At 59.3% G+C, this 24,199-nt stretch carries 26 protein-coding genes; 8 read left to right on the top strand and 18 right to left on the bottom strand.

Translation table 11 applies throughout. The features are described from left to right. Position 1: 1 nt before the first annotated feature. Positions 2-547: a tripartite tricarboxylate transporter TctB family protein gene (locus RAH42_RS11770; RefSeq protein ID WP_158606312.1), complete on the bottom strand. Its 546-nt coding sequence runs from the start codon at positions 545-547 to the stop codon at positions 2-4. 118 nt (positions 548-665) lie between these two features. Next, positions 666-1,658, bottom strand: coding sequence for a tripartite tricarboxylate transporter substrate binding protein (locus RAH42_RS11765; RefSeq protein WP_078015014.1), 993 nt, complete (start codon positions 1,656-1,658; stop codon positions 666-668). 162 nt (positions 1,659-1,820) lie between these two features. On the opposite strand from RAH42_RS11765, the gene RAH42_RS11760 reads away from it, so the two are divergent. Further along, positions 1,821-2,732: a LysR family transcriptional regulator gene (locus RAH42_RS11760; protein WP_120372721.1), complete on the top strand. Its 912-nt coding sequence runs from the start codon at positions 1,821-1,823 to the stop codon at positions 2,730-2,732. A 301-nt stretch (positions 2,733-3,033) separates the two neighbouring features. Here RAH42_RS11760 and RAH42_RS11755 read toward each other — a convergent pair whose 3' ends face one another. The 3 genes from RAH42_RS11755 to rmuC all read right to left on the bottom strand — a co-directional run bounded on the left by RAH42_RS11755 (position 3,034) and on the right by rmuC (position 6,814). After that, positions 3,034-3,924 (bottom strand): acetamidase/formamidase family protein, encoded by an 891-nt coding sequence (locus RAH42_RS11755; RefSeq protein WP_078015016.1) that lies wholly within the window; start codon positions 3,922-3,924, stop codon positions 3,034-3,036. 14 nt (positions 3,925-3,938) lie between these two features. Beyond that, positions 3,939-5,153, bottom strand: coding sequence for an amino acid permease (locus tag RAH42_RS11750; protein WP_078015017.1), 1,215 nt, complete (start codon positions 5,151-5,153; stop codon positions 3,939-3,941). Between the two features lie 284 nt (positions 5,154-5,437). Continuing rightward, the gene (gene rmuC, locus RAH42_RS11745; RefSeq protein WP_317539583.1) at positions 5,438-6,814 is read right to left on the bottom strand and encodes a DNA recombination protein RmuC; all 1,377 of its coding nucleotides are present in this window, start codon (positions 6,812-6,814) and stop codon (positions 5,438-5,440) included. Between the two features lie 399 nt (positions 6,815-7,213). Here rmuC and RAH42_RS11740 point away from each other — a divergent pair, with 399 nt between their 5' ends. Then, on the top strand, positions 7,214-8,242 hold the full coding sequence (locus RAH42_RS11740; protein ID WP_120373144.1) for an aminotransferase class I/II-fold pyridoxal phosphate-dependent enzyme: 1,029 nt from the start codon (positions 7,214-7,216) through the stop codon (positions 8,240-8,242). A gap of 102 nt (positions 8,243-8,344) precedes the next feature. On the opposite strand, the gene RAH42_RS11735 is transcribed toward RAH42_RS11740, so the two are convergent. The 11 genes from RAH42_RS11735 to RAH42_RS11685 all read right to left on the bottom strand — a co-directional run bounded on the left by RAH42_RS11735 (position 8,345) and on the right by RAH42_RS11685 (position 17,788). Beyond that, entirely contained in the window at positions 8,345-8,713 is a 369-nt protein-coding gene (locus RAH42_RS11735) for a nuclear transport factor 2 family protein (RefSeq protein ID WP_078015020.1), read from the bottom strand. 48 nt (positions 8,714-8,761) lie between these two features. Beyond that, the gene (locus RAH42_RS11730; RefSeq protein ID WP_317539582.1) at positions 8,762-9,379 is read right to left on the bottom strand and encodes a Type 1 glutamine amidotransferase-like domain-containing protein; all 618 of its coding nucleotides are present in this window, start codon (positions 9,377-9,379) and stop codon (positions 8,762-8,764) included. A gap of 312 nt (positions 9,380-9,691) precedes the next feature. Continuing rightward, complete coding sequence (locus RAH42_RS11725; protein ID WP_317539581.1) at positions 9,692-10,045, bottom strand: nucleotide pyrophosphohydrolase; 354 nt, start codon at positions 10,043-10,045, stop codon at positions 9,692-9,694. Between the two features lie 144 nt (positions 10,046-10,189). Continuing rightward, positions 10,190-10,336 (bottom strand): hypothetical protein, encoded by a 147-nt coding sequence (locus tag RAH42_RS11720; RefSeq protein ID WP_158606356.1) that lies wholly within the window; start codon positions 10,334-10,336, stop codon positions 10,190-10,192. Between the two features lie 433 nt (positions 10,337-10,769). Then, positions 10,770-12,050, bottom strand: coding sequence for a TRAP transporter large permease (locus RAH42_RS11715; protein WP_317539580.1), 1,281 nt, complete (start codon positions 12,048-12,050; stop codon positions 10,770-10,772). Further along, complete coding sequence (locus RAH42_RS11710; RefSeq protein WP_078015023.1) at positions 12,051-12,545, bottom strand: TRAP transporter small permease subunit; 495 nt, start codon at positions 12,543-12,545, stop codon at positions 12,051-12,053. It abuts the gene before it with no gap. A gap of 94 nt (positions 12,546-12,639) precedes the next feature. Then, the gene (locus tag RAH42_RS11705) at positions 12,640-13,632 is read right to left on the bottom strand and encodes a TRAP transporter substrate-binding protein (protein WP_296426972.1); all 993 of its coding nucleotides are present in this window, start codon (positions 13,630-13,632) and stop codon (positions 12,640-12,642) included. Between the two features lie 77 nt (positions 13,633-13,709). Beyond that, positions 13,710-14,537, bottom strand: coding sequence for a carbon-nitrogen hydrolase family protein (locus RAH42_RS11700; protein WP_317539579.1), 828 nt, complete (start codon positions 14,535-14,537; stop codon positions 13,710-13,712). A gap of 14 nt (positions 14,538-14,551) precedes the next feature. Continuing rightward, complete coding sequence (locus tag RAH42_RS11695) at positions 14,552-15,223, bottom strand: RraA family protein (protein WP_158606212.1); 672 nt, start codon at positions 15,221-15,223, stop codon at positions 14,552-14,554. Between the two features lie 220 nt (positions 15,224-15,443). Continuing rightward, a complete protein-coding gene (locus RAH42_RS11690; protein WP_317539578.1) occupies positions 15,444-16,196 on the bottom strand; it encodes a transporter substrate-binding domain-containing protein in 753 nt (250 codons plus the stop codon). 215 nt (positions 16,197-16,411) lie between these two features. Continuing rightward, the gene (locus tag RAH42_RS11685; RefSeq protein ID WP_317539577.1) at positions 16,412-17,788 is read right to left on the bottom strand and encodes a PLP-dependent aminotransferase family protein; all 1,377 of its coding nucleotides are present in this window, start codon (positions 17,786-17,788) and stop codon (positions 16,412-16,414) included. Between the two features lie 358 nt (positions 17,789-18,146). On the opposite strand from RAH42_RS11685, the gene RAH42_RS11680 reads away from it, so the two are divergent. From RAH42_RS11680 to RAH42_RS11655, 6 genes are all read left to right on the top strand, one after another. Continuing rightward, positions 18,147-18,416, top strand: a complete 270-nt coding sequence (locus tag RAH42_RS11680) for a hypothetical protein (protein ID WP_317539576.1) — start codon at positions 18,147-18,149, stop codon at positions 18,414-18,416. Positions 18,417-18,489: 73 nt separating this feature from the next. Next, entirely contained in the window at positions 18,490-18,816 is a 327-nt protein-coding gene (locus tag RAH42_RS11675) for a metal ABC transporter substrate-binding protein (RefSeq protein WP_317539575.1), read from the top strand. A 5-nt stretch (positions 18,817-18,821) separates the two neighbouring features. Further along, complete coding sequence (locus tag RAH42_RS11670; RefSeq protein WP_317539574.1) at positions 18,822-19,526, top strand: metal ABC transporter substrate-binding protein; 705 nt, start codon at positions 18,822-18,824, stop codon at positions 19,524-19,526. Between the two features lies 1 nt (position 19,527). Continuing rightward, positions 19,528-20,283 (top strand): metal ABC transporter ATP-binding protein, encoded by a 756-nt coding sequence (locus RAH42_RS11665; RefSeq protein ID WP_078015032.1) that lies wholly within the window; start codon positions 19,528-19,530, stop codon positions 20,281-20,283. Continuing rightward, positions 20,277-21,107: a metal ABC transporter permease gene (locus RAH42_RS11660; RefSeq protein WP_078015033.1), complete on the top strand. Its 831-nt coding sequence runs from the start codon at positions 20,277-20,279 to the stop codon at positions 21,105-21,107. Before RAH42_RS11665 ends, RAH42_RS11660 begins: the two co-directional genes overlap by 7 nt. A gap of 22 nt (positions 21,108-21,129) precedes the next feature. Then, complete coding sequence (locus RAH42_RS11655; RefSeq protein WP_078015034.1) at positions 21,130-21,741, top strand: hypothetical protein; 612 nt, start codon at positions 21,130-21,132, stop codon at positions 21,739-21,741. Between the two features lie 249 nt (positions 21,742-21,990). Here the strand turns inward: RAH42_RS11655 and RAH42_RS11650 are convergent, their stop codons facing one another. Together RAH42_RS11650 and RAH42_RS11645 are read right to left on the bottom strand one after the other, a co-directional pair. Continuing rightward, on the bottom strand, positions 21,991-22,836 hold the full coding sequence (locus tag RAH42_RS11650; RefSeq protein ID WP_317539573.1) for a DUF6282 family protein: 846 nt from the start codon (positions 22,834-22,836) through the stop codon (positions 21,991-21,993). 88 nt (positions 22,837-22,924) lie between these two features. Then, positions 22,925-24,178: an SLC13 family permease gene (locus tag RAH42_RS11645; protein ID WP_120371674.1), complete on the bottom strand. Its 1,254-nt coding sequence runs from the start codon at positions 24,176-24,178 to the stop codon at positions 22,925-22,927. Positions 24,179-24,199: the final 21 nt, after the last annotated feature.

Here is a 24,199-nt window from a genome sequence, read left to right as displayed (position 1 = left end):
CTCACGAGATAAGAGATTGGGCCTGAGACACCAGCGACTCCAGCCAGAGCGCGAAGTTGCGCGCCTGAGGAATGGTGCCGCGGGGCAGATTGACCGACAGCAGGACGCTGAAGACCACGTAGAGGAGCAGCGTGACCAGAATCGAGAAGACGAACAGGCGCGCGACTTTCCGTTCGCCCAGCAGCATGCCGTAGAAGAACAGCATCAGGAAACACGTGCCCATGAAGCCGAGCGGTTCGAGCACAAAGCAGGCCGCCACGACGATGACGATGCCGAGGAACAGACGGCTGGCGAAAAATCCGCCGATGGAAGCGAAAAAGGCGCCCAGCGAAAACTCCGCTTTGCCCCTGTTTTTCATGACGATGCGCGCGATGTTGATCGCCACGCAGATCAGAAGCAGAACGATGATGACGTTGGGCCACACGTCGGGCTTGAGGGCGTAGGGATTGCGCAGGACCTTGGCGGGAACGGGCGCCTCCAGCACGTGGAACGCGTACGTGTAGGCCAGGCCGAGCCACAACAGAACGTTGAGAATCAGTTCGAACACTGATCCGCACCACCTTTCAGGGATTGAGGAAGCTTGTGCTACAATAAACGTTGACAGAGTAAAGAAAAAAAGGGGAGCGGCAAAGCCCCCCTTTCGTGGTTGCGGCGCGCAGGAGGAACTACTTGGCGTAGTAATCCTTCTTCAAAACTTCCTCGGACTTCAGATACTCGGTGAACGTCTTGTACTCGCTCTCGAACAGCTCGGCGAACTCCTTGGGCGCGGCGAAGCCGGGGCGCTCGTCGTAAGCGCCGGCTACGAGGAAATCCTGCCATTCCTTGGTTTGAACGGCCTTCTCGATGGCGGCGACCAGCGCGTCGATCGCGGGCTGAGGCGTGCCGGCCTTGGCGAAAATGCCGCGCCAGGTGCCGATGAAGGAATCGATGCCCAGCTCGCCCGTGCTCTCCATGTTGGGATAGAGCTTCATGCGCTTTTCGCAGATGGCGCACAGCGGCACGATGTCGCCCGCCTGGATCAGCCCGGCGATCTCGTCGGTGCCGGTGATCATCATGTCGATGTGACCGCCCACCAGCGCGGAGTTCATCTCGGAACCGCCGGAGTAGGGCACTTCGTTCACGTCGAGCCCGGCCAGCGTCTGGCGCAGCGAAGCGCCGTCGGCGCCCGTGGCGGTGAGCATGCCCACGTTGATCTCGAACGGATGCTCCTTGGCGTACTTGATCATCTCGGAAAAGCTGTGATAGCCCTTCTGGTCCATGGCTTTCTTGGAGCCGGCGATGATGTTGATGGAGTGGACCAGTTTGGCGACGGGAATGAACTCGGAGCGGAAGTTCATCGAAGTGGCCCCCTGCAGGTCCTGCATGATCAGGCTCTGCGTGCCCAGCATGAAGGTGTAGCCGTCGGCGGGCTGCTTGTAGGTGTACTCCACGCCGTTGACGCCCGAGCCGCCGGAAACGTTGACGACCTCGACCTCGACGCCGAGAATGTCCTTGAGCAACTTGGCCATGGGGCGGATCGTGCTGTCGGCGCCGCCGCCCACGCCCCAGGGGCAGACCACGTCGATCTTGCGGGTGAACTTCCACTCTTCGGCCCCTGCGGAAACGGCCGCGGCGCCGAGCAGGGATACGGCCAACAGAGCATACACGAACTTTTTCACTTGCAATTCCTCCTTTAAACGTAAACGAGATTGAGTTAATGACGCTGATTTTATTATTCAACTTTTTAGGGAAAATGCCAATACTAAAAGTTTTATGCGCCCATAAGGTCACAATTATGGTCAAAGATATTTATACAGTATACATTTAAGGAGGCGGCGCGATTGAATTTGAAACACGCTTCTTACATCATGGCTATTCTCGAGGCGGGCAGCATCACGGCGGCCGCGAAAAAACTCCTCATTTCCCAGCCGTCGCTGTCGCAGACCGTCAAAGCCGTGGAAGACGAACTGGGGCTGCTGATCTTCGACCGCCACGCCAAGCGGTTGACGCTCACCTACGCCGGCCAGCGCTACGTCGAAAGCATGCGCGAGATCATGACGGCCGAGCGGAATCTCCTCAGCGAGATCGCCGAAATGAAAAACGATCACCGCGCCACGCTGCGCATCGGCATTTCGGCGCAGCGCAGCATCTCCCTGCTGCCGCAGATCCTGCCCGCCTTTCTCGCCCGCTATCCGCTCGTCACCGTCGAACTGAAAGAACTGCCTTCCGTCCGCCTCGAGGAGCTGCTCAGCAAGGGCGGCTGCGACGTGGCCTTCATCACCACCGCGTCGAAGCAGAACGACTTGGAATACCGCCTGCTGGAAAACGAACAGATCGTCCTCATGGCCTCCAAGCAGACGGCCATTTCCCGCCGCATCGGCCAGGGGACCGAAATCGAACTGAGCGAAGCGCGAGAGGAAAACTTCGTCAACCTCACCTCGGGGCACAGCGTGCGCACCATCCAGAACCACCTCGCTCAGCTGTGCCAGTTCGAGCCGCGCGTGCTGCTCGAACTGTTCAACATGGAAGCCGCCAAATTGGTCACCGCCCAGCTCAACGCCGTGATGGTCTGCCCTTACGGCTACATCCAGGGGGACACGCGCGTGGAAACACTGACTAAATGTTATCCGCTGCGCTGCCATGGCTTCGAGCGGCATTTCTACTTCTGTTATCGGAAAAAGCTGCGGCTTTCCAGTTATATGCGCGACCTCTTCGACATCGCCCGCAGCAAGTGTCAGTATCATACGATGTAGTCCGCGCCGATTGAAAGCGCGTGTCGAAGGCGAAAAAACCTTTCGGGCGGGAACGTTCCGTCCGAAAGGTTTTTTTGCAGCTGCGCCGTTTGCTCCCCGGCGCGCGGCGGCAAGGGCCCCGCAAACTATGTCAGCGCTTTTTATCAAGAAATAGCATAAGCGCGGCGAAGCTGGGAATCGGCGGCGGAATCTCACGAAAAACACAGCCCGCAGGCAGCTCTGGAATGTTCTCCGAAGACGCCGCGGGCTGTGTTGTCTTAGAAAGTCTGCGTTGTTAGTCCCTTTATGTTCAAGGGAAAAACTAGATTCCGCCCAGCTTCAGGAGCTTCTTGGGGGCGCGCACGCGGAACGTGTGCAAATCGTTGACTACCTGGCTGATCTGAATGTCACAGGTGGCGCTGAGAAGGCGGTACGCATCCTGAAATTCCAGTCCGGTTTTTTTCATCAGATAATTGACCATGTCTTCGACGGCGGCACGCACGCCGTCTTTGAATTCCTTTGCGGAAGCGATCGTGTACATGCTGTCCTTCGTCTCCACCATAGGACGTTCGAGGCGCGTTCCTTTGACCACGGTCGTTTTCATCAGGATCGTGCCGGCCGTTTCGATGCCGGTGCCGCTGAGTTCTCCGTCGCCCATGCAGGCGTGCAAGTCGCCGACGGCCAGCAATGCCCCTTTGACGGCGACAGGCAGATAGACTTTGGAACCGACGGTGATGACTTTCGTGTCCATGTTGGAACCATGATCGCCGGGCACGGCACAATGAATGTCGCCGCTGCGGGGCGCCACGCCGATCACGCCCACCATCGGCGTCAGCGGCAGGATGATATCCTTGCTGAAATGGGCATAGCCGTCCTCGATCGGAATGATTTTCGTATTGGCTTTTTTCGTCTTCCCGCCAAGCACGCCCAGTCCCGGCGACGTGACCATGACGCCCTGCGGCGCAAAATCAATGCCAAGGATCTCGACGCACAGCACATCGTCCGGCTCGGCGCCGTTAACGTAAATCGGGCCGACCGAACAGTCCATGATGGAAATGTCGATGTCGGGGCGCAGCACGCTGGAATCTTTGATCTGACCACTGTAGCAGTCGTCGGTTTCGACGGTGAAAACTTCGCCGTCGTCGACGAAATACGCCGGCTTGTTGTCTTGGTTAAAAGAGAAAATAACTTTGTCTTTTCCTAAAAACTGCATTCAGCACACCCGCTTTACCACGCGCTCGGAAGGATGCCCGCGAGGTCGAAAATCGCGTAGACGGCCGCACCGCAGAAGAGGACGATCAGCAGGCCCTGAACCCAGCCGGCGCTGTACCAGCCGCACTTCCAATGTGGCTCGACGTCGCCGCTTTTGCGCGAGCTGTTCAGCATCATCACGGGCAGGATGGACATGATCACGCCGCCGAATGTTCCGGCCAGATAAATTGCGTCGACGAAGCCGACCATGCCGCTGTAGGCCAGCAGAAATGGAGGCACGCAGACGCAGATCACCGAAACGAGCCGGGTCATGAAATCGGTCTCGGACTTGAAATGGAACATGTCGACGATGTTCGTCAGGAAGCTGCCGCCGACGGCCCAGTAAGAAGTCATCATAGCGCACAGGGCGAAGATGTTGGCGACGAAGAAAGCCCACTGGCCAAGGGCTTCACCCCAGGCGATCGTGGCGACCTGCGTGACTTTTTCGGGGCCGGTCAGAGAGATGACGGCCAGGGGCACAAGAGCCAACAGCACGGCGGTGAGAAACATGCCCGTGGTGATAGCCTTGGGCAGTTCCCGAGGATCATGGCGCAGGCCGCGGGCCATTTCGGGCACGGCGTACTGAGCGATGTAACAGAAAATCGCGACGTTAAACACGGGCACGGCGTACGTCCAGTTGGCGTAAAGAGCGCTGTTCACATTCGCCTTGTCGGAGAGAAACGAAGCCGCGATAATCACGCCGACCATGACCATCATGCCGGTGCTGATGATTTTTTCGGCGACGCCGGTAGCCTTCAGACCCAGCCAGACGACGATGACGGCAGGAACGGCGAACAGCAGACTGCCCATTTGATTGGGAATGTCGAACATTTTGGCAAGAATATTGCCGCTGCCGGTCATGTAGGCAATCATGCAGCCGATCGAGTTGGCTGCCACGGAGATGAAGATGAGCGCGGCTCCCAGTTTGCCGACATAACGCTCGGCCAGTCCGGGGAGCTGCAGAGGTTTTTCCGTGCGCAATGTCGTCTCGGCGACGTACAGCATCGAGAATGTCGTGAAAATGCCGGCGACAATCAGCCACAGCAACAGAACCGGCCAGCCGGCCTTACGGCTCGAATAGGCCAGCCCGAGAATGCCGGAACCGATATTCGCGCCGACGACGATCATCGTCGCTTCCCAGAACGTCAGCTTGTGAACTTTCAACGCGGAACTCTGTTCGTGAGTGCTCATCCATATTTCCTCCTTGAAAAGCATAATCTATCTTTATGACAGTATTTTTATAAAAGATAATATCATGATATAAGTCAGTATATCATGGAATGTCGAAGTGTCAAAATAACCGCAGCAGGGATTGGAGGAAGCACCGCATGTCATCCGAGGCGTCCGGAGAGAGTTTTTTATCGGGAGGTTTCAGTCTTTCGGAACTCTGCCTCTTTCAAGATAACGGGATCTTCCCATTCGAGCCGGAGCGCTTACCGTTGGCGGGACAGAGGACCGGGTTCCGGGAGGGGGTCTTAAGAATCGGCGCGATCTTCCGGTTCGGAGGCTTCAACATTTTCTTCGCCGCCGGGCTGAAAAGCGGTCATGTCAGTGAGGTGTTCCACGGCGTCGAGGCGGCGGCGCAGGACGCGGCTGCGGCGGCCGGTCTCCTCGATGGAGGCGGCGGCGGCGTTGAGCTGACGCCTCGCTTTGTCGAGGGCTTCGCCGAACTTGCCGAACTCGCCGCGCACGGAGGCGAGGAGTTCCCACACTTCGCCGCTGCGCCGCTGGATCGCCAGCGTGCGGAAGCCCATGCGCAGGCTGCTGAGCAGGGCCGCCAGCGTGGCGGGACCGGCGACGACGACGCGGTACTTGCGCTGCAGGCGTTCGGCCGCGGCGGGGTCGCGCAGCACTTCGGCGTACAATCCTTCGACGGGCAGGAAGATCAGGGCGAAGTCGGTGCTGTGCGGCGGCGCGATATACTTTTCGCAGACGTCTTTCGCCTCGCTTTCGAGCACTTTGAGCAGGCTTGCGCGCGCCGCGCCAGCGGCCTGTTCGTTGCCGCACTGCGAGGCGTCGCAGAGGCGGTGATAATCTTCCAGCGGGAACTTGCTGTCGATCGGCAGCCACACGGGACGCGCCTGCTCGCCGTCGCCCGGCAGGCGCACGGCGTACTCGACGCGCTCCTGCGAATCGGGGCGGATCGCCACGTTGGCGGCGTACTGCTCGGGCGAAAGGATCTGTTCGAGGATGGCGCGCAGCTGCACTTCGCCCCAGGAACCGCGCACCTTGACGTTGGTGAGCACGCGCTTGAGATCGCCGACGCTGCCGGCCAGGCTGCGCATCTCGCCCAGCCCCTTCTGCACGGCTTCGAGCTGCCGCTGCACGAGCGCGAAGGAACTGCCCAGACGCTTGTCGATGGTCTCCTGCAGGCGCTCTTCCACGCCGGCGCGGATCTTTTCCAGCTGTGACTGGTTTTCCCGACGCAGTCCGAGCAGGTCGGTCCGCAGCGATTCGAGGCGTTTGTCCACGGCGGCGTTGAGGTCGCCGCTGCGTTTTTCCAGCCGTTCGATGCGGTCGGCCTGCAGGTCGCCGATGACGCGCACCGACTCGGTGAGGCTCATCGAGCTGGCGCGCAGCGTTTCGTTCAGCTCGCGGCGCATTTCCGAATTTCGCCGCAGCGCCTCCTCGCTCTGGTCGGACAGTTCCTGCTGGAGCAGTTCCATGAGCAGGTCCTCCGTGGCGATGCGGCCGCGCTTCTGGACAAAGATGAAAACGACGCAGGCGACCGCCGCTCCCAGCGAGCAGACCGCCGTGATCCATGGCAGATAGTTTTCCATGTGTTCTCCCGATTTCGTAAAGATGGCGTTCTTTCCGTCATTGTAGCACAGAAATAAAATATCAGTTTCCATAGGTTATTGTTTGTTGACATATTTTGTCGTTCCGACCGTCAGGGGCGCCATCGGCGACGGGATGAGAAACACAGGAAACCGCCTCGGAAAAACGGCCGGAGCGGCTTCTTATACTAATTCTTGATAGAAAGTATTAACGTAATTTCCCGGGCGCTGTGGGGGAGTTCAGTCGCTCGGGACTGTCTCGACCGCCGCGCAATCCGCCCGTCCCGCTTTGTGGAGCTCCCTTGCCGCGTTATGCGGCGCGAGACGATTTTCGACAGCAGGAAAGATCCTGAGCGGGCGATGATCGCTGCCGCGAGAAAGAGCCCCGCCTGCGTTTTGTTCCGCAGCGTCGATTTTCATCCGCCGGGTTTTGAGGTATACTGAACGAAATTCGCCGGCAGAGGAGGTGGCATCGTGGTCAAAATTCTCGATTTCAGCGTGCGGGCCAATCCGCTCGGCACGCCGGAAGCCATCAAAACGGCGCTGACGGCCGCCATTCGCGAACAGTGCGACGCGCCCGTCGACCCCGACTTCACCGCGCTGCGCCAGACCATCGCGCTGCGCCACGGCGTGCAGAGCGGACAGATCGCCGTCTCGCAGCGCGAAGAGGAGCTGATCGCGCTGCTCGCCGCCAGCGCCGGCGGAGCGCGCCGCGCGCTGCTGCCCGTGCCGTGCCCGCGTTCGTACGAGCGCGTCCTGAAACGCTGCGGCCTGGACGTGAAAAGTTTCGCGCTGCCGCTCAAGCACAATTACCGCATTCCCCGCGGCGCGCTGGCCGAAGCGCTGGACGGCTGCGACCTGCTCATCCTCGGCAATCCCTCCTTTCCGTCCGCCGCCCTCATGCCGCCCGCCGAGCTGCTGTCCGAACTCGACCGCTGGCTGGCCGGCGGCGGCTGGCTGATCCTCGACGAACGGGCCGTCGATTTCACCTACGGCAGCATCACCAACTCGCTGTGGTCGGGCGTGCGCCGCGAACCGCGCGCCGCCCTGATCCGCTCCTTCACCGATTCTCTGGCGCTCTCGCTCTGTCCGCTCAGTTACGCCGTCGGCGGCGAAGGCTGGATCTCCGCCCTGCGCGCCCGCCAGTTCGCGCCCGCGCTCAGCCCGCTCGCCCATTATCTGGCGCCCGCGCTCGAACGCATCATGCCCTTCCGTTCCAGCACGGTCGACGTGGTCACGCGCCTGATGCCGCGCCTGATCGGGCGCCTGCGCCGCATCTCCGGGCTGCGCCCGCTGCCCAGCGACGCCAACTGGGTGCTCTGCCGCCTCGAACGCGACGACATCACCGCTCCCGAGCTGGCCGCTCAGCTGCGCCGGCGCTCCATCCTCATTCTGCCCTGTATCGACGAACGGCACTTCACGCTCGGCCTGCGCGTCCCCATCGAGACCGACCGTTTCATCAAGGCCGCGCGCGAGATCCTGATGCCGAAAACGAAAGCGTGATTCGAGAAAAGACGCGGCCGCCGGCCGGAAGAATTTTCCGACCGGCGGCCGCGCCGTATTTTATCCTCATGGACCTCGCACGAGTTCAAGGCGGAACGGGGATTATTTTATGGCTCTGCCGATTTTTTTGTCCAGCCGCCACTGCGGCGGCGCGCCGTCGTCGCCCCAGTACTCGTCGATGGAGACGATTTTGCCGTCTTGCACGCGGAAGAAAGAGACGACGTGAAAGGACGGGCCGCCTCCCGCGGCGAAGACGCGGAGCGCCGTGACGATCAGCCCGCCGATCCGTTCGACCCGTTCCACTTCGCCGTCCCACGCGCCGGGATATTCGCAGTTGACCTCGATGAACTCTTCGGCGCTGAACGCTTCGTTCGTGTTGTGCCAGAACACGCAGGCGCCGGGCGCGAAGAACCTCCGCATGGAGGCGGCGTCCTGCCCCAGCGTCGCCTTCCAGAAATCGCGTATTTCCATGTGGATTGCCTCCGGCAAGCTTGGATTTTATCGTTAAGAAACCGAGAGCTATTTCCCCACAACTCGGCAATTGTTGTCGATCACAATAATTGCCTCGCTGTTATTCAAAGGCTTCAGAGCCAATTTTTCTTTGTACGTGCGAAGTGTCAGTTCGGCCGATTCCTCGAACGGGAATTCCTTGTAGTGGGGAACCACATAGAAATTAACGATCCCCAATGACTCATAAGATTTCAGTTCATTGCCCTTTTCTTTATCATCCATCAGCTGATTGTATTCTATGTTCGGGGCAGTTATGATTGCTCCCGCTGATTCCCCAACGTAGGGGATTCCGTTCTCAATCATTCTACGCATCACTTCGACAAGATTCTTCCTTTTTATCTCCTGCAAGAGATAGAAGGTGTTACCGCCCGAGACATACAGGAAATGACTTTCCAAAATTCTGTTGGTGAGCGTTTTTTCGTCCAGACTGGAGATATCGAGAGAATCTACTTCATATCCCATCTTTGCGAGGAGCTCTCGAGCTTCTTCTATGTATCCCGTATATTCTTCGACATTACCTGCTGTCGGAATGAAAGTCACTTTTTTCCCCTCAACGTTGTCCTTCTCGAACTCCTTAAAGGCTTCAACTGTGCCGGCAAAATATGAAGTTAAAAACAGCTTCTTCATGAACATGCTCCTTTTGTGCATTCAAATGTTTTCCTGACGCAGCGCAGAGGCCTGCGACGCGCAACTGACGCCGTTTTTTCGAAATGTTCCTCTGACGCCAAAAGAACTGATTGCCTCATTTACGGGAGAGCCGGAAGGAGAAGACAAAGACTCAGCCCCGTTAGGGGCAGCTCGGCAGACTGTGGAAGTAAGTGGTGCGGTTGTCGGTTTTTCGGTGCCCTTGAAGGGAGCCGGTAGTGGACTCTTAATAAGGGCAAAGCAAGCCATCAGCTTAACCGATGGTTCCGACTTTCAGGCCTCTTCGGGGCTTCTTCACCGTTTGCGGTTGTCGCCGCGGCACTGGTCCGCCGGGTACTTGCGCGCGTTTTTCGCCATTTTGCGTTCCAGCGCGCGGCCGAGGTCGATGCCGTTCATCTGCGCGAAGCGCAGCACGAAAAAGAACACGTCGGCCAGCTCGTCCTCGATGTGCCCGCGCGTTTCGACTCCGGCCAGCAGCTCTGCCTGCTGCTCCGCGCTCATGAAGCGGAAGATCTCCAGCAGTTCGCCGGCCTCGGTGGCGATGCCGATGGCCAGGTCTTTGGGATTGTGGAACTGATCCCAGTCGCGTTCTTCGCAGAAACTGCGCAGCCGGTCGCTCAAGGCGCGCAGGCTGTCGTTGTCCGTCATGTTTTTCACCTCCGTGACGCTTTATTTTTATACGAGAGACGCCGTTTTGGCAAGACGCTCTTTCGCTCCATAAAAAAACGCCCCGATCCCGAAGGATCGAGGCGCTGAAAGGTCGCAGAGCCTTTTCCCCGCGCGGGGGAAAGGTCACTCGCCGAGCAGGGCGGTCCTGACGTAGCCGGTGGCATTGCGGACGAGCAGAAGCTTCTTCTCGCCGCAGCCGACGATCACGCGGTAACTGCCGTTGCGCTCGCAATACTTTGACGCTTTTCTCAGTCTTTCATTGTACGACATGTTTCTGTTGCTGACCTCCATATTTCTGTTACCTGTTACGGTACTGCTGCGCCGCCCGGAAGCATTGCGTTCCCGTGAGCCGAACGCTTTCGACCGGGGGCGGTTCTTTAATGCTCATAGCATTATCGTAATATTCTACCACAGATTTGTTTTTCCGCAAGGGGTGATATCGTTGCTGTGTCGTTGTTCAGTGATAATGTCACTCGTAACTGTTCAAAGAAAGTGTCACGCTGAGATAATACCGTTCATGAAACGGGAGCGAATGACATTGTCATGTCAAAAGCTGATACAGTTTCTCGATTAAAATATTAAATGGGCAGAGCGTCCCGAGGAAGATTCACGGCGCCTTTAAATTCAAACTTTTTATAAGGAATGCTCTGAGAGGACGCGGGAATTTTACGAAAAAGACGGGATTTCGATTGAGCAATATATACTAGGGCATCAGCAGATTGGGCAACCAGGTGGAAATCTGCGGCACCAGCGTCAGCACGATGAGCATGACGACCAGCGCGGGGAAGAAGGGCATGAAGCCTTCGAAAACCTCTTCGATCTTCTGGTGCGTGATGTCTGCAAGGATATACAGTCCCATGCCGACGGGCGGAGTGGCGATGCCGATAGTGAGGGCGAAACACATCAACACTCCCAGCTGGATCGTGCTGACGCCGAGTTTTTCCATCAAGGGCAGAAGGATGGGCGTGAGCAGGATCATGGCGCTGGAAGCGGACATGAAACAGCCCAGAACCAGAAGCAGCAGATCGATCAGAAAAAGCACGAGGTACTTGTTCTGCGTCAGGCTGAGGATCAGCGTCGCTAGTTTTGTGGGCAGCATCTCCATGGTGAGAATGTAGGACATGGTGGAGGCGAAACCGAACAGGATCAGGCTCGAGGCGGCCATGATCATCGAATCTCTGACGGCGTTCCACAGCGCGTTCCACTTCAGCGTGCGGTAAATGACGCCCAGCAGCAGCGAGTAAAGTACGGCCACGACGCCGGCTTCGGTGGGGCTGACGGAACCGGAGGTCATGCCGATGACGATAATAACGGGAGCCAGCAGCGACCATACCGATTTTTTGAAGATGCGCCAACGTTCCTTCATAGGGGTGTAACTGCCGCGCGGAAAAATGTCGGGCCGTCTGATGGAGATGCGCGCGCAGACAAGCATCAGCGCCAGGCTGATGACGACGCCGGGAACAATGCCGGCGATGAACAGTTTGGCGATGGACGTGTTGGTAACGACGCCGAACATGATAAAGAACACGCTGGGCGGGATGATCGGCCCGACCATGGATGACGCCAGCGTGATGCCGGTGCTGTATCTCAAGTCATATCCCTTGTCGGTCATGGACTTGATCTCGATCGGCCCGAGCGCGGCGCAGTCAGCGGCGGCCGCGCCGGAAATGCCGGCGAAGACCATGGAACACAGACAGTTGACGTGCGCCAGTCCGCCGGGCCAGTGCCCCACGCAGGCATTGGCGAAGCTGAAGATCTGATCGGCGACGCCGCAGACGCCCATGATGTTGCCGGCCATCATGAAGAAGAAAATGGACAGAAGGCTCCAGGACATGGAACCGTCGATGATGCCCTGCGCGATCAGATACAGCGGCAAGTCTCCCAGCCAACAGCCCACGGCGACCGACGTACCCATGGCGACAATGACCGGCGCTTTGAGGAACAGCATCATGATCAGCGTTGAAATAAGACCGACGGATACCATTTACCGCTCTCCTCCTTCGGGCGCAGGACCGGATTTTTCAATTTTACCGACGGCGATGCGGTGCAGGTTGTACAGGCCGTTCCAAATGACGGCAAAACTCAGCAGATAGACGGGCAGCAAGTTGGTCTCGGGCGGGAAGGGAAGGTACTGTTCGGGCGTGCCCATGCCGACAAGGCCGGTGTAGTCGTAGGTGGCGTACAGCAGGATAAAGCCGAAAACGACGCAGGCGGCGTTGATGGCAAATTCAGTAAGACGCCGCAGCGTACGGGGGAGATAGTCCACGATAATGCCGACCCGGGTCTCGGTGTTCTTGAGGAAATGCGAGGCGACGCCGGGAATGATGGAGAACAAACCCAAAAACGTCAGCAGTTCCACCGTCCACGCGACAGGACGCCCCATCATGCGTGAAACGATCTGGAGCGTGGCCGTTGCGATCATGAGGCAGCCGTTCAGGGCGAGAATCCAGTCGATGATTTTTGCGATCTTCTTAGCCACAGGGATCTCCCTCTCTCAAAAGATTCTCTCCAGATGTGGAGCAGAGGGTCCCCCCGGACCCTCTGCTCCACATCGTACAGATGGGAAAGCTGGCTTACTGGATGGCGCGGATACGTTCGGCAAATCCTTTGGGGATATAGTTGCTGTTCTCGAGTTCTTCGAGAAAGCCGTCCATCTTCGCTCTCCATGGGGCGAGATCGACTTCGATGATCTCGACGTTGTATTCTTTTTTCATGAGTTCGATGATCTCGGCGCTGCGTTTGTTGGCCTGTTCGGTCACGTAGTCGCCGGCTTTGTCGACTTCGTCGAGAAGGATTTCCTGCTGTTCCGCTGTCAAACGCTGGAATTTACGGTCGTTCATGACCACGGCGACCTGCTGAGGGTATTCGTTCGTGACGGTCAGGTAGGGAGCGACTTCGCAGAATTTTTGAAAATAGGCGTCGACGACCGGGCACGTGACGGCATCCACTGTTCCCTGTTTGAGGGCGAGATACGTCTCGGAATAAGGAATGACGGTGACGGCGCAGCCAAGGGCTTCCCATGCCTTGACGCTGGTGGGGTTGGAGTTCATGCGCAGTTTCAGTCCCTGAAGGTCTTCCAGCGAGCGGATCGGTTTGCGCGAGGCGATGACCCGGAAAGGACCGCGCAGCCAGTTGCGCTTCCTGTCGACGACGCGAAGTCCCGCTTTCTTGAGCAGGGGCTCCTCGATTTCTTTCTCGACGTCGCTGAGCAGAAAACGCCGATAGTGCTCGTTGTCGCGAAATAAGTAGGGCAGCGAGGACACGCGCACGAGGGGCGAGTACATATCGTAATAGCCGTAGCCGTCGGCGTAGAAATCCTGTACGCCGCGGACCATGTTCTCGATCTGTTTCTTGTTGTCGCCGAGAACTTCGCCGAAGTAACATTGAATCTCCACTTCGCCGTTGGTACGGGTTTTTACGTTCTCGGCCATCATCTTCAAAGCCTGGCTCTCGTAGTGATCCTCGATCATCTTGTTGCCGAGGCGAAGTTTCGTCGCGGCTTCGGAAGGAACGGCGTTCATGGCGGCGCAGACGCAAAGCAGGGACAGAGCGATACGTTTTAGCATCAGAATACTCTCCTTTTCGAAATTCACAGCGAATGGTTCGCTGTGTTCAGTGACAGAGAAAGGACTTTCGGTGGAAATCACTCAGCCGGCCATACGTAAGCGCCCGGCTGCCGGTTTTTGAGGCTGGGCAGCTGTTCGCGGATCTGATTTACATAATCGGGATCGATCTCGGCGTAGATGATCGTTTCGCGGTCTTCGGCGCAGGCGACCGTAACGCCCCAGGGATTGATGATCATGGAACGGCCGTAAGCCTGGAACGCCGGCTTCTTGCCGATCTGAGCGGGAGCGACCACGTAGCATTGATTCTCGATGGCGCGGGTTTTGAGGATGCATTCCCAGTGGTCCTTGCCCGTGAACAGCGTGTAGTTGGCTGGCACGAACATCACCTTCGCGCCTTGAAGGGCCATGATGCGGTACATTTCGGGGAAGCGCATGTCGTAGCAGATCGACAGCCCCACTTTGCAGAACTCGGTGTCGACGACGACGATCTTATGCCCCGGTTTTTTCGTGTCCGACTCGCGCGTGGAAGGCCCGTTCTCGATCTCCACGTCGTACATGTGGATCTTCTCGTAGCGGGCGGCCAGATCTCCCCGAGGATTGTAAAGCAGCGTCGTGTTGTAGAGCCTGCTCTCGCCGGGAACGACTTCGCCGATACTGCCGCAGTGCAGCCAGATCCTGTGCTGCTTGGCCTTGGCGGCGAAAAATTCGCTCATCGGCCCGGGAATCGGTTCGGCGCTGGCGAAGACGCCATCCTTTGGGCCGCAGTAGTGAATGTTCTCCGCCATGGCGACGAACCGCGCGCCATGAGACGCCGCTTCGTCGATAAAACGGCCGACCTTGTCGAGATTGGCTTTCTTATCGGCCTGCGAGTCGATCTGCAGCACGGCCATTAAAAATTTGCTCATGGTCGGTTCTCTCCTTATTTGGCGTTTTTCTCGAAATATTCTTTGATCAGAGCGCCGGCGCGAGTCACGTCGGCCATATGTTCGCCCTTGGCAATGCGATCCTTTTTGCCGGGCTCGGCGTTCTGAATCTCGATGGCTTTCTTGCAAACAGCCGCGGCCTCGCCGGCGGGAAGCGCCACGAAACCGTTTTCGTCGGCCACGATGATGTCGCCGGGATTGACCGTTACGCCGCAGCAACTGACGGTCGTGTTGATCTCGCCGTCAAGACCGAACAGGCGCGTGGTGATGGCTGACAGACGGCGATACAATACGACCAGCCCCATCTCGCGGATCTCTTCGATGTCGGTGGCGGCTCCGTCGACGATGACTCCTTCTACACCGCTGATGTGCAGCGCCCAGGAAACCACTCCGCCCAAAGCGGCGTACTGCTGGTCTCCGGCGCGGTCGATCACAAGCACGTCGCCGGGGCCGACCATTTCGGTGACTTTGTGCAGCAGGGTGGAATCATTGGACGCCAGCTTGACGGTCACGGCGCGCCCGGTAAACCTTTTGCCCGGGAGGGAGATAAAAAGCGGCGCAGTGTTAAAGCCGAAATTGCGGAAGTGCCCGATTGTCGCCGGTTCGGCCTCCTCGATGGCGGCAAGTTCCTCATTGGACAGAGTGACAACGCTGGGATTGATGATCATTGACGGTACGTCTCCTTTTATTGAGAATAAACGGAACGCGAACAGAAGAACCGGCCTTGCGCTGATAATAGATAACATTGTAAACAATACTCATGTGATGTCAATATTGCTGATTGATTCCGGATTCTGAATTGAAATGATTACTCCAGAAAATCGAGCCCCCCGAACTTCCATCAGTTCGGGGGACTCGGTCTTTATAAAGCGGATTGTGGCGCGCGGATTACTTTTTTCCCAGCTTCCACTTCTTGCGCAGGGCGGGGAGGGTGCCGTCGGCTTCCATGGCGGCGATGGCGCCGTCGAGTTCGTTTTTCAGCGCGGTGTTGCCGAGGTTGACGGCCAGCGCTTTGCCGGCGCCGGTGAGCTGGAAGGTGTAACCGCGCACGGCTTTGCCTTTGAAGCTGGGCAGTTCGAGGATCTTGTTGGCCACGGGCACGTCCATGAGGGTGAAGTCGCTGCGGCCGGTGACGATGTCCCATAGACACTCTTCGATCTTGGCGAAGTTCTTGATCTGAAAACCCAGTTTGCCCGCCAGCGGCGTGAGAAAAACGTCCTGCGTGGTGCCGACGGGCACGCAGCCGCGCAGGCCGCGCAGGTCTTCGAGCTTTTTCACGGCGACGTTGGGCGCGGTGACGAAGGAGGCCATGGTGGGCACGTAGGGAGTGGAGAAGAGCACGCGCTTGGCGCGGATGGGCGTGGCGCTCATGCCGGCGGCGATGACGTCGGCGCGGTCGGTGACCAGCGAGGGGATGACCATGTCGTAATGGCCCGTGTCGAGCCAGACGATCTTTTCGCCGAGACGGCGGCCGATCTCTTCCATCAAATCTTTGTCGAAGCCGTCCAGTTCGCCTTTTTCGTTGAGGAACTCGTAGGGCGGGTAGGTGCTGGCGGTGGCCACGCGCAAATCGGCGCGGGCCGCCAGCGGCACGATCACGAGCGCTGCAAGCGCGGCGACGGTTTTCCCGAAAAATTTCATCCTCATTGCCTCCTTGAAAATGACCGGCGTTGACGGCCGCTGTGTGATGAAAATGTTCCACGTGGAACATTTTCATCGCACGACAGTCGGCGGCTGGATCCCTTTTTCCGCGCCGCCGGCGCGGAAACGGTCTTTCGTTGCAGAACGTATTATAGAACAAAAAAATCGCCATGCAATAATAAAATTGCATGGCAAACGCTTTTGTTTTTGGACGGCTAATCGGCGATCAATTCGGCAAGGACGCGCAGCCCTTTTTCGAGTTGGTCGCGCGGCGGCGTGCAGAAGGCGACACGCACGGCGCGGGCGGGCGGCGTTTTGCCGACGGCGAAGCGTTCGGCGGCGGCGACGCGGACGCCCCGCGCCAGGGCCGCCTGCTCGAACTGGACGCTCGCGAAGCGTTCGGGCAGCGTCAGCCAACGGAAGATGTCGGCGTCGCCGCCGCGGCATGTCGCGTCGGGCAAAATCGCGCGCACGAGACGGCTGCGCTCGCCGGTGTGCCGCCGGTGCGCGGCGATGATACGCTCGAACTGGCCGGAGGCGATGACGCGGGCCGCCAGTTCGGCCATCATCGGCACGACGCCGACGTTGAGGCTGTACAGCGCGCCGGCGACGGCCTCTTTGCAGGCGTCGGGCACGGCCACGCAGGCGGCGCGCAGCCCCGGAGCGATCACTTTCGACATCGTGGCGATGTAGAGGCTGCGCTCCGGCGCGAAACTCGACACGGAGGGCACGCCGCGCTGCATGAGCTGGTTGGTGCCGTCCTCGATCAGCAGCGCGTCGTGGGCGCGCAAAACGGCGGCGATCTCGCGGCGGCGGTCTTCCGGGAGCGTGGCAGTGGTGGGGTTGTGGCAGGCGGAGATCAGGTAGACGCCGTGGATCTTTTCGCTGCGGCAAAGACGTTCGAGGTCGGCCGGTTCCATGCCCTCATCGCCGCTCCTGACGGGGACGAGTTTGACGCCGAACATGGCGGCGGCCGACTTGACGCCGGGATAAGTGTGGTCGTCCACGGCGATCTTTTCGCCGCGGCGGAACAGCGAGGCGAAGATGGCCGAGATCGCGTTCTGGGCGCCGTTGGCAAACAGGATCTGCTCGCGGTGCGCCTCATGTCCGCACAGGCGCATGAACGTAACGGCGGCGTCCTTCTGCCACTCGTCCTCGCCCTGGGCGTGGAAGCTGAACAGCGCGGCGGCCTCGTCGCTGCGGAAGAGCGAGCGGGCCATCTCCAGCAGCGCGGCGTTGGCAGAATCCTCCGGCTGGACGCTGCCCATGTCGATAACGTGCGCTCCTTCGGCGCGTTCGAGAAACCGTTTGTCGGTGAGCGCGCTGTACGCCACGAACGTGCCGCTGCCGACGGTGGCGGTGAGCAGCCCCTTGAGCTCGCAGAGCTTGAAGGCTTTGGCCACGGTACTGACGTTGACGTCGAGAAAGTCGGCCAGTTCGCGCTGCGGCGGCAGACGCGTGCCGGGCTTGAGCGCGCCCGACGCGATATCCTCCTCGAGCGTGCGCGCCAGCGTCAGATAGAGCGCGCGTTCGCTGCGGTCCAGCTTCGGCCGCCAGCTCATCGGATAGTCGTCGAAGGAATTGTAGGGCATGATCGTCACCTCGCCGTTCCATTATAGACGAGAGCCGCCGCCATTTCGCGTTTTGTTTTTGTTGTTTTCGCGGAAAGCAAGTTGACCGCGGTGTTATAATTTAACCGACGCACGATGAAGAGCCGCGTGTTTCGCTCTTTTGCCGCGCGTTTTTTATCGGCCGGCGCCGTGCCGAAGGCAGCGTGCGGGGCGGCCTGCCGTATCATGTGAAACAAGCGAGTTTGACAGTGCTAATACCGCTCTGTATAATGAAAAATAAGGGCTGGACGAATGCCCGGAGCCGCCGGCGGCAGTATGGACGGCGATTTTTTCGGACTGGAGGAGAGGCAGGCATGAAGAAAAAAGAATATTGAACCTCGTGGTCTGTCTTTTCCTGGCCCTTTCGGTGCTCTGTTCGGTGGCGTATCTGTTCATCGAGGCCGTTCACGACTGCCACGGGCACGGCTGTCCCATCTGCGCGCAGATGGACGAGTGCGTCAAGGCGCTGGCGGGCTTCGCCGTCGGCGTGGCGGGCGCGTACTTTTACGCCGCGCGGTATGTCGGTGCGGCCTGCGCTTCCGCGCAGAGGAAGAGTCTCCGGCGCGAAAATGTGACGCTGGTGGCTCTGAAGGTCAAGCTCTCCAATTAGACGGCGCGCGTTTTTTCATGCGCGTGTCGGTTTGCAAGTCGAATTTTTGAATAGAATTGGAGAGATCCCTTAGATGAAGAAAAAATTTTTCGCTCTGTGTGCCGCGATGGTTTTCGCTTGCGGCGCCGCTTTTGCCGCTCCGGCGGCGGACGCTGAAAAGCTCAGCGTCATTTGTTCCAACTTTGCCGAGTACGATTTCGTCCGTCAGATCACGGGCGACCTGGCCAACGTGAAGATGCTGCTGCGCCCGGGCATGGAAAGCCACAGCTTCGACCCGACGGTAAAAGACATTCTCGACCTGCAGAACTGCGGGCTGTTCGTTTACGTCGGCGGCGATTCCGATGCCTGGGTCGACAAGGTGCTGGCCTCTTTCGACAAGGGCAAAGGCCCCGCGTCGTGAAGCTGATGGACTTGGTGAAGACGGTTCCGGAGGAGATCGTCGAGGGCATGCAGCACGATCACGACCACGACGGCGGCAATGATCACGGTCATGCTCACCATGACCACGGTCCCGACTGTGACCACGGGCACGATCATGACGCCAAGGAAGAGGGGCATCATCACCACGACGGCGAGGAGCCGGAGCTGGACGAGCACGTGTGGACGGCGCCCGAAAACGCGATCCAGATCGTGAAGAAGCTCAGCGAAGTGGTTGCTGAGCTGGATCCCGGGAACAGGGGCCAGTACGCCAGCCGCGCCGCCGTGTATCTTGAGCAGTTGCGCCGGCTTGACGATGATTTCCGCAAATTGATCGAGGGCTCGAAGCGCCGCGAGATCATCGTCGGTGACCGCTTCCCCTTCCTGTACTTCTGCCGCGAATTTGGCCTGAAGTACTACGCTGCGTTCCCCGGCTGCTCGACCGAGACGGAACCGAATCCCGAGACGGTTGCTTTCCTGATCGACAAGGTGAAGCAGGACGGGATCCCCGTCGTGTTCCACATCGAGCTGTCGAACGGCCAGATGGCCCGCGCCATCGCCGACGCCACGGGCGCCCAGGTGCGGCTGCTGAACGCGGTGCACAACGTCAGCGCCGAGGATTTCGAAAAGGGGATCACCTACCTCGACCTGATGCGCCACAATCTGAACGTCCTCAAAGAGGCGCTGAACTAAAATGAGCCTCCTCGCGTGCCGTAATGCGAGCTTCGCCTACGACGGCAGGAAGGTCCTGGAGGACGTCAGCTTTGAGGTCTCCTCCGGCGGCTACCTTTGCATCGTCGGCGAAAACGGAGCCGGCAAGAGCACGCTGATGCAGGGACTGCTGGGCCTCGTCAAGCCGGTCGGCGGTTCTGTGGAAGTTGGCGCAGAGGCGCGCATGGGAGGCATCGGATATCTTCCCCAACAGACGGCGGTGCAGAAAGACTTTCCCGCCAGCGTCGAGGAAGTGGTGTTGTCGGGCCAGCTGCGGCGCTGCGGCCTGCGTCCCTTTTTCGGCAAGGGCGACCGTCGGGAAGCCGAGGCGAAGCTGCGGCTGGTGCGGATGCAGGATTTCAGAAAGAAATGTTTCCGCGATCTTTCCGGCGGCCAGCAGCGCCGGGTGCTGTTGGCCCGGGCCCTGTGCGCCACGCGTTCGCTCCTGCTGCTGGACGAACCGGCGGCGGGGCTGGATCCCCGCATGCAGGACGAAATGTACCAGATCCTGAACGAGCTGAACCGCGAGCAGGGCATGACGATCGTCATGATCACTCACGACGTGCGGAGCGCCCTGCGCTGCGCCCGGCAGATCCTTCATCTCAACGGCCGCCAGCTGTTTTTCGGCTCCGTTGAGGAATACTCGCAAAGCGCGGCCGGCCGCCGTTTTATCGACGGCGGCCCGTTCCGCGTCTTGAGCGGTGCGGCTGCGGAAGAGGGCGGGGCGAAGTTATGCTGAACGAACTTTTGCAGATGCTGTCCTATCCTTTCGTGGTCAACGCGCTGATCGTCGGCTGCCTGGTCTCGCTCTGCGCTTCGCTGCTGGGGACCAGCCTGGTCCTGAAGCGTTATTCGATGATCGGCGACGGTCTGGCTCACGTGGCCTTCGCGGCGCTGGCCCTGGCGAAAGCGCTCGACCTCGCGCCGCTGAGCCTGGCGATTCCCGCCTGCATTGTGGCGGCCTTCCTGCTGCTGCAGATCAAGAGCAGTTCGCGGATCCGCGGCGATTCGGCGACGGCCGTGCTGTGCAGCGGCGCGCTGGCGGTCGGCGTGGCGGCGGTCTCGCTTTCGACGGGAATGAACGTGGACGTGTGCAATTACATGTTCGGCAGCATTCTCGCCATGAGCCGTTCCGACGTGATCCTCTCGGCGGCGCTGAGCTGCGCGGTGCTGTTGCTCTACGTCTTGTTCTACAACCGCATCTTCGCCGTCACCTTCGACGAGACGTTCGCGCAGGCGGCGGGGATCCATACAGGGCGCTACAACATGATCATCGCCCTGCTCACGTCCGTAACGGTCGTTTTGGGAATGCGCATGATGGGGACGCTGCTGATCTCCAGCCTGATCGTTTTCCCGTCGTTGACGGCGATGCGGATCTGCCGCCGTTTCAGGAGCACGGTGCTGCTGTCGGCGGCGATCTCGGTCGGCTGTTTTTTCACGGGCATGTTCCTTTCCTATCTGTATTCGATTCCCACCGGATCGTGCATCGTGATCGTCAATATGGCGCTTTTCGCCGCCGCCGTCGCCGGCTCGCACTTTCACGGGTTCCGGCGGCCGCAGTGACGCAGGCGGGCTGAAAAGGACGATGAAAGAAATGATGAAATTCAGAGGAAAAAGCGCGTTTGGGGCGTTTCTGCTGGCGCTGCTCGCGCCGGCTCTTTTCGCCGCCGTGCCTCTGCCGGAAGAGGAGGCGGAGAAGCTGGAGGACTATCTGGCGGAGATCGACGCCCAGGCGGGGATGCTGATCCTCGAGGGGCCGGACATCTCGCTTTACAACTATCCTCACGACATCGAGAAGGACCGCGCCGCCTTCGATCCGCGTAAAATCGACATCGTCGTCGGCAACCGCCTCTACATGACCCAGATCAACGACTGGTTCCTGAACTTCGACAAATACGCGGGCAAGTCGGTGGAGATCGAGGGCTTTTACATGGACTTCGACGGCTTCACCTACGTGGGGCGCAAAGGGCCGATCTGCCCGTTCTGCACGGGCGGATACGTGAACTTCGAGTTCAAGTACGACCGCGACCTGTCGGCGCTCCAGTCCGAAAAGTCATGGGTCAAGGTGCGCGGTATCCTGCGCGAGGGCAGCGTGCCCTCCGTCTTCGAAAAGGACACGATGGAGCCTTTTTACTACATCGAGGCCATCACGGTCGAAAAGATGCCCAAAGTCGGCAAAGCGACCGTGCGCGACTGATACTATTTCTCAATTAAAAGGCTGAACCCAAGGGCGTTGCGAGGAAGATTCACAAAGCGAGCTGCGCAGACTGCGCAGCAGTCGAGGTAGTTCGAGCGACTGAACTCCCCCGCAGCGTCTTGAAACTATGTTAGTGCTTTTTATCAAGAAATAGTATGAGCGCCGCTGTAAAAGAACGGGAGCCTGAACCCTGCTCAAAGAGCAAGGGACAGGCTCCCGTTTTTCGTGGCGCGCCGCGTTTTTTATGGCTCAGCGTTCAAAGCCGAGCAGGCGAGCCGGCGTGTCGCGGAACATCATGCCCAGTTCGGCGTCGTTGAAGCCCTGCGCCGCGAGCAGATTCGCGTATTGTAAAAGTCCCTCGTCGGAGTAGGGCGATTGCGGTTGCCCGAAATCGGTGGAAAGGATCACCCGTTCCACGCCTACGGCCCGGATCTGCGCGGCGATCGTCTCGATGGGCGTGCGTTTGTAATAGGTCGTGAAGTAACAATGTTCGACGATCGCCCCCAGCGCCGCGGCCTCGCGCTGCTGGTCCGTTGTGTAAACGTCGGCAGGATTGTCGGCGTGCGTCAGGATCACCTGACAGCCCGTCTTTGCGCCGGCGCGTGCCAGCGCCAGTCCTTCCGCGGCGCTGACATGCCCCGTGCCGACCAGCATCCCGCAGCGTTTCGCCGTTTCCAGCACCGCGAGCGCTTCGGGAACCAAGTTTCCCCGACCGTCAAGGACGTCAATGCACCTGCTCGGATCCGCGCCGGGCGTTCCGTTTTGCTTGCGGAATTCCTGATAGCTGCGCGAGTCCATCGTCGGGAACCAGACGATTCGGCCGCCCATCTTGTCGCTGGCGGCGACTGCTTCGGGATTGAGCCCGCCGACTGAATTGTTCAGCGTCACGCCGCCGGCGAAATGCAGTTGCGCAAATTGCTCGTTCAGCAGCGCCGCGCGAGCCGCCGTGTCGGCGTAGTGGCATTTGATCAGAGCCCCCGCCAGCCCGGCGTCGCGAAAGCGCCGCGCCAGTTCGAGATCGCTGCATTTGCGTGCCGTCACGTCGGGCGAAGTGTGGACGTGCATCTCGTAAGCGCCGCGAAGACAGTCTCTCATGTGTTGTGCCTCCAGTTCGTCGCGAAAAAGCGCGCCCTCACAGCCCGCAGCGGGCGTACCGAGGGCGCGCTTTTTTCGGAAATTCAGTTTAATAGGGCAGATAGAAAGGGATGACGGCGACAATGACCAGATAGGTTACCAGCAGCATCGGCAGTCCTGCTTTGATGTAGTCCATGAAGCGGTACTGCGTCCAGCCGACGGTCATCATGTTCTGCGGGGCGGCGAAAGGCGTGGCGTAAGACGCGGCGCCGGCCAGCGTGATGATCATGCAGATGGGATAAGGACTGACGTTGATCGCTTTGGCGATGGAAACGCCGATGGGCATGAACAACATGATCGTGGGAATATTGGACATCACCTGAGTGAGAATTACGGCGGCGATGAAGATCACCGTCGTGATCATGAACGTACTGGGATGTTCGCCGAGGATCTGCAAAATCAGTTCAGCCATGGCGGCGCCGGCGCCGCTTTTCTGCACGCCTGTGGAAATGGCGGTCAACGAACCGACCAGCAGCATGCAATTCCAGTCGATGGCGGCGATGGCTTCCCGAACGGTCATGCACTTGGTGCCCATGATAACCAGCGAGCCGATCACCGCCGCCACGTGCATGGGCATCTTCTTGGGACTCAGCGCGATGACTACCAACACGGCGGCCATGGTGATGCAGGCGATGGCGGCCTTGTTTTTGTCGAAGGGTTTCTTCTCGACCTTGGCGAACTCGGGGACATATCCCGTGTCGGGCAGGAACTTCATGCCCACGAAAGTGAAGTACAGCGTGCCGAGAACGCAGATGCCGAGACCAAAGGGCGTGATGCCGAAGAACCCGAACGGCGTTAGGCCGAGGTCGGCCATGGCGTTGGCCGCGGAAGCGTTGGAACCGACGCCGACCAGCGTCACGAAGCCGCCGAATTGAGCGCCGAAAAGCAGCGCCATCAACGTGCGCGAAGGACCGCAGCCAGCGGAGAAACACATGGCCGTGACCAGCGGGGCCATGGCCGTCATCACGCCGATGTTGCTGCACACCGAACTGAGGGCGCAGGAAACGATCAGCGTGGCGAGGACGATGTTGCGCTCGCTTTTTCCCGTGATCTTCACCATCTTTTCGCCGATGATGTCGGTCAGGCCGGTGTGGAACAGCGACGATCCGACGATCATCATGCCGGCCAGCAACACGATGGTGTTGCTGTTGTAGCCCTTGAAGATGTCGCCGACGGGAATAATGCCCGCGTAGGCGTAAGCGATCGAAGCGCCGATGGCAGTGACGAGGATGGGCACCGGCTCCCAGATGAACAGAACGATCGTGGCGGCGAGAATGATCAGCGCGATTGCCATTTGGCTCATGATGGTGTCTCCTTTGGCGTT

The organism is Pyramidobacter sp. YE332 (genome assembly GCF_033060595.1).
Classification (GTDB): domain Bacteria; phylum Synergistota; class Synergistia; order Synergistales; family Dethiosulfovibrionaceae; genus Pyramidobacter.
Note: the sequence above shows the minus strand (reverse complement) of the source record. Positions and strands in the feature narration are given on the sequence as shown.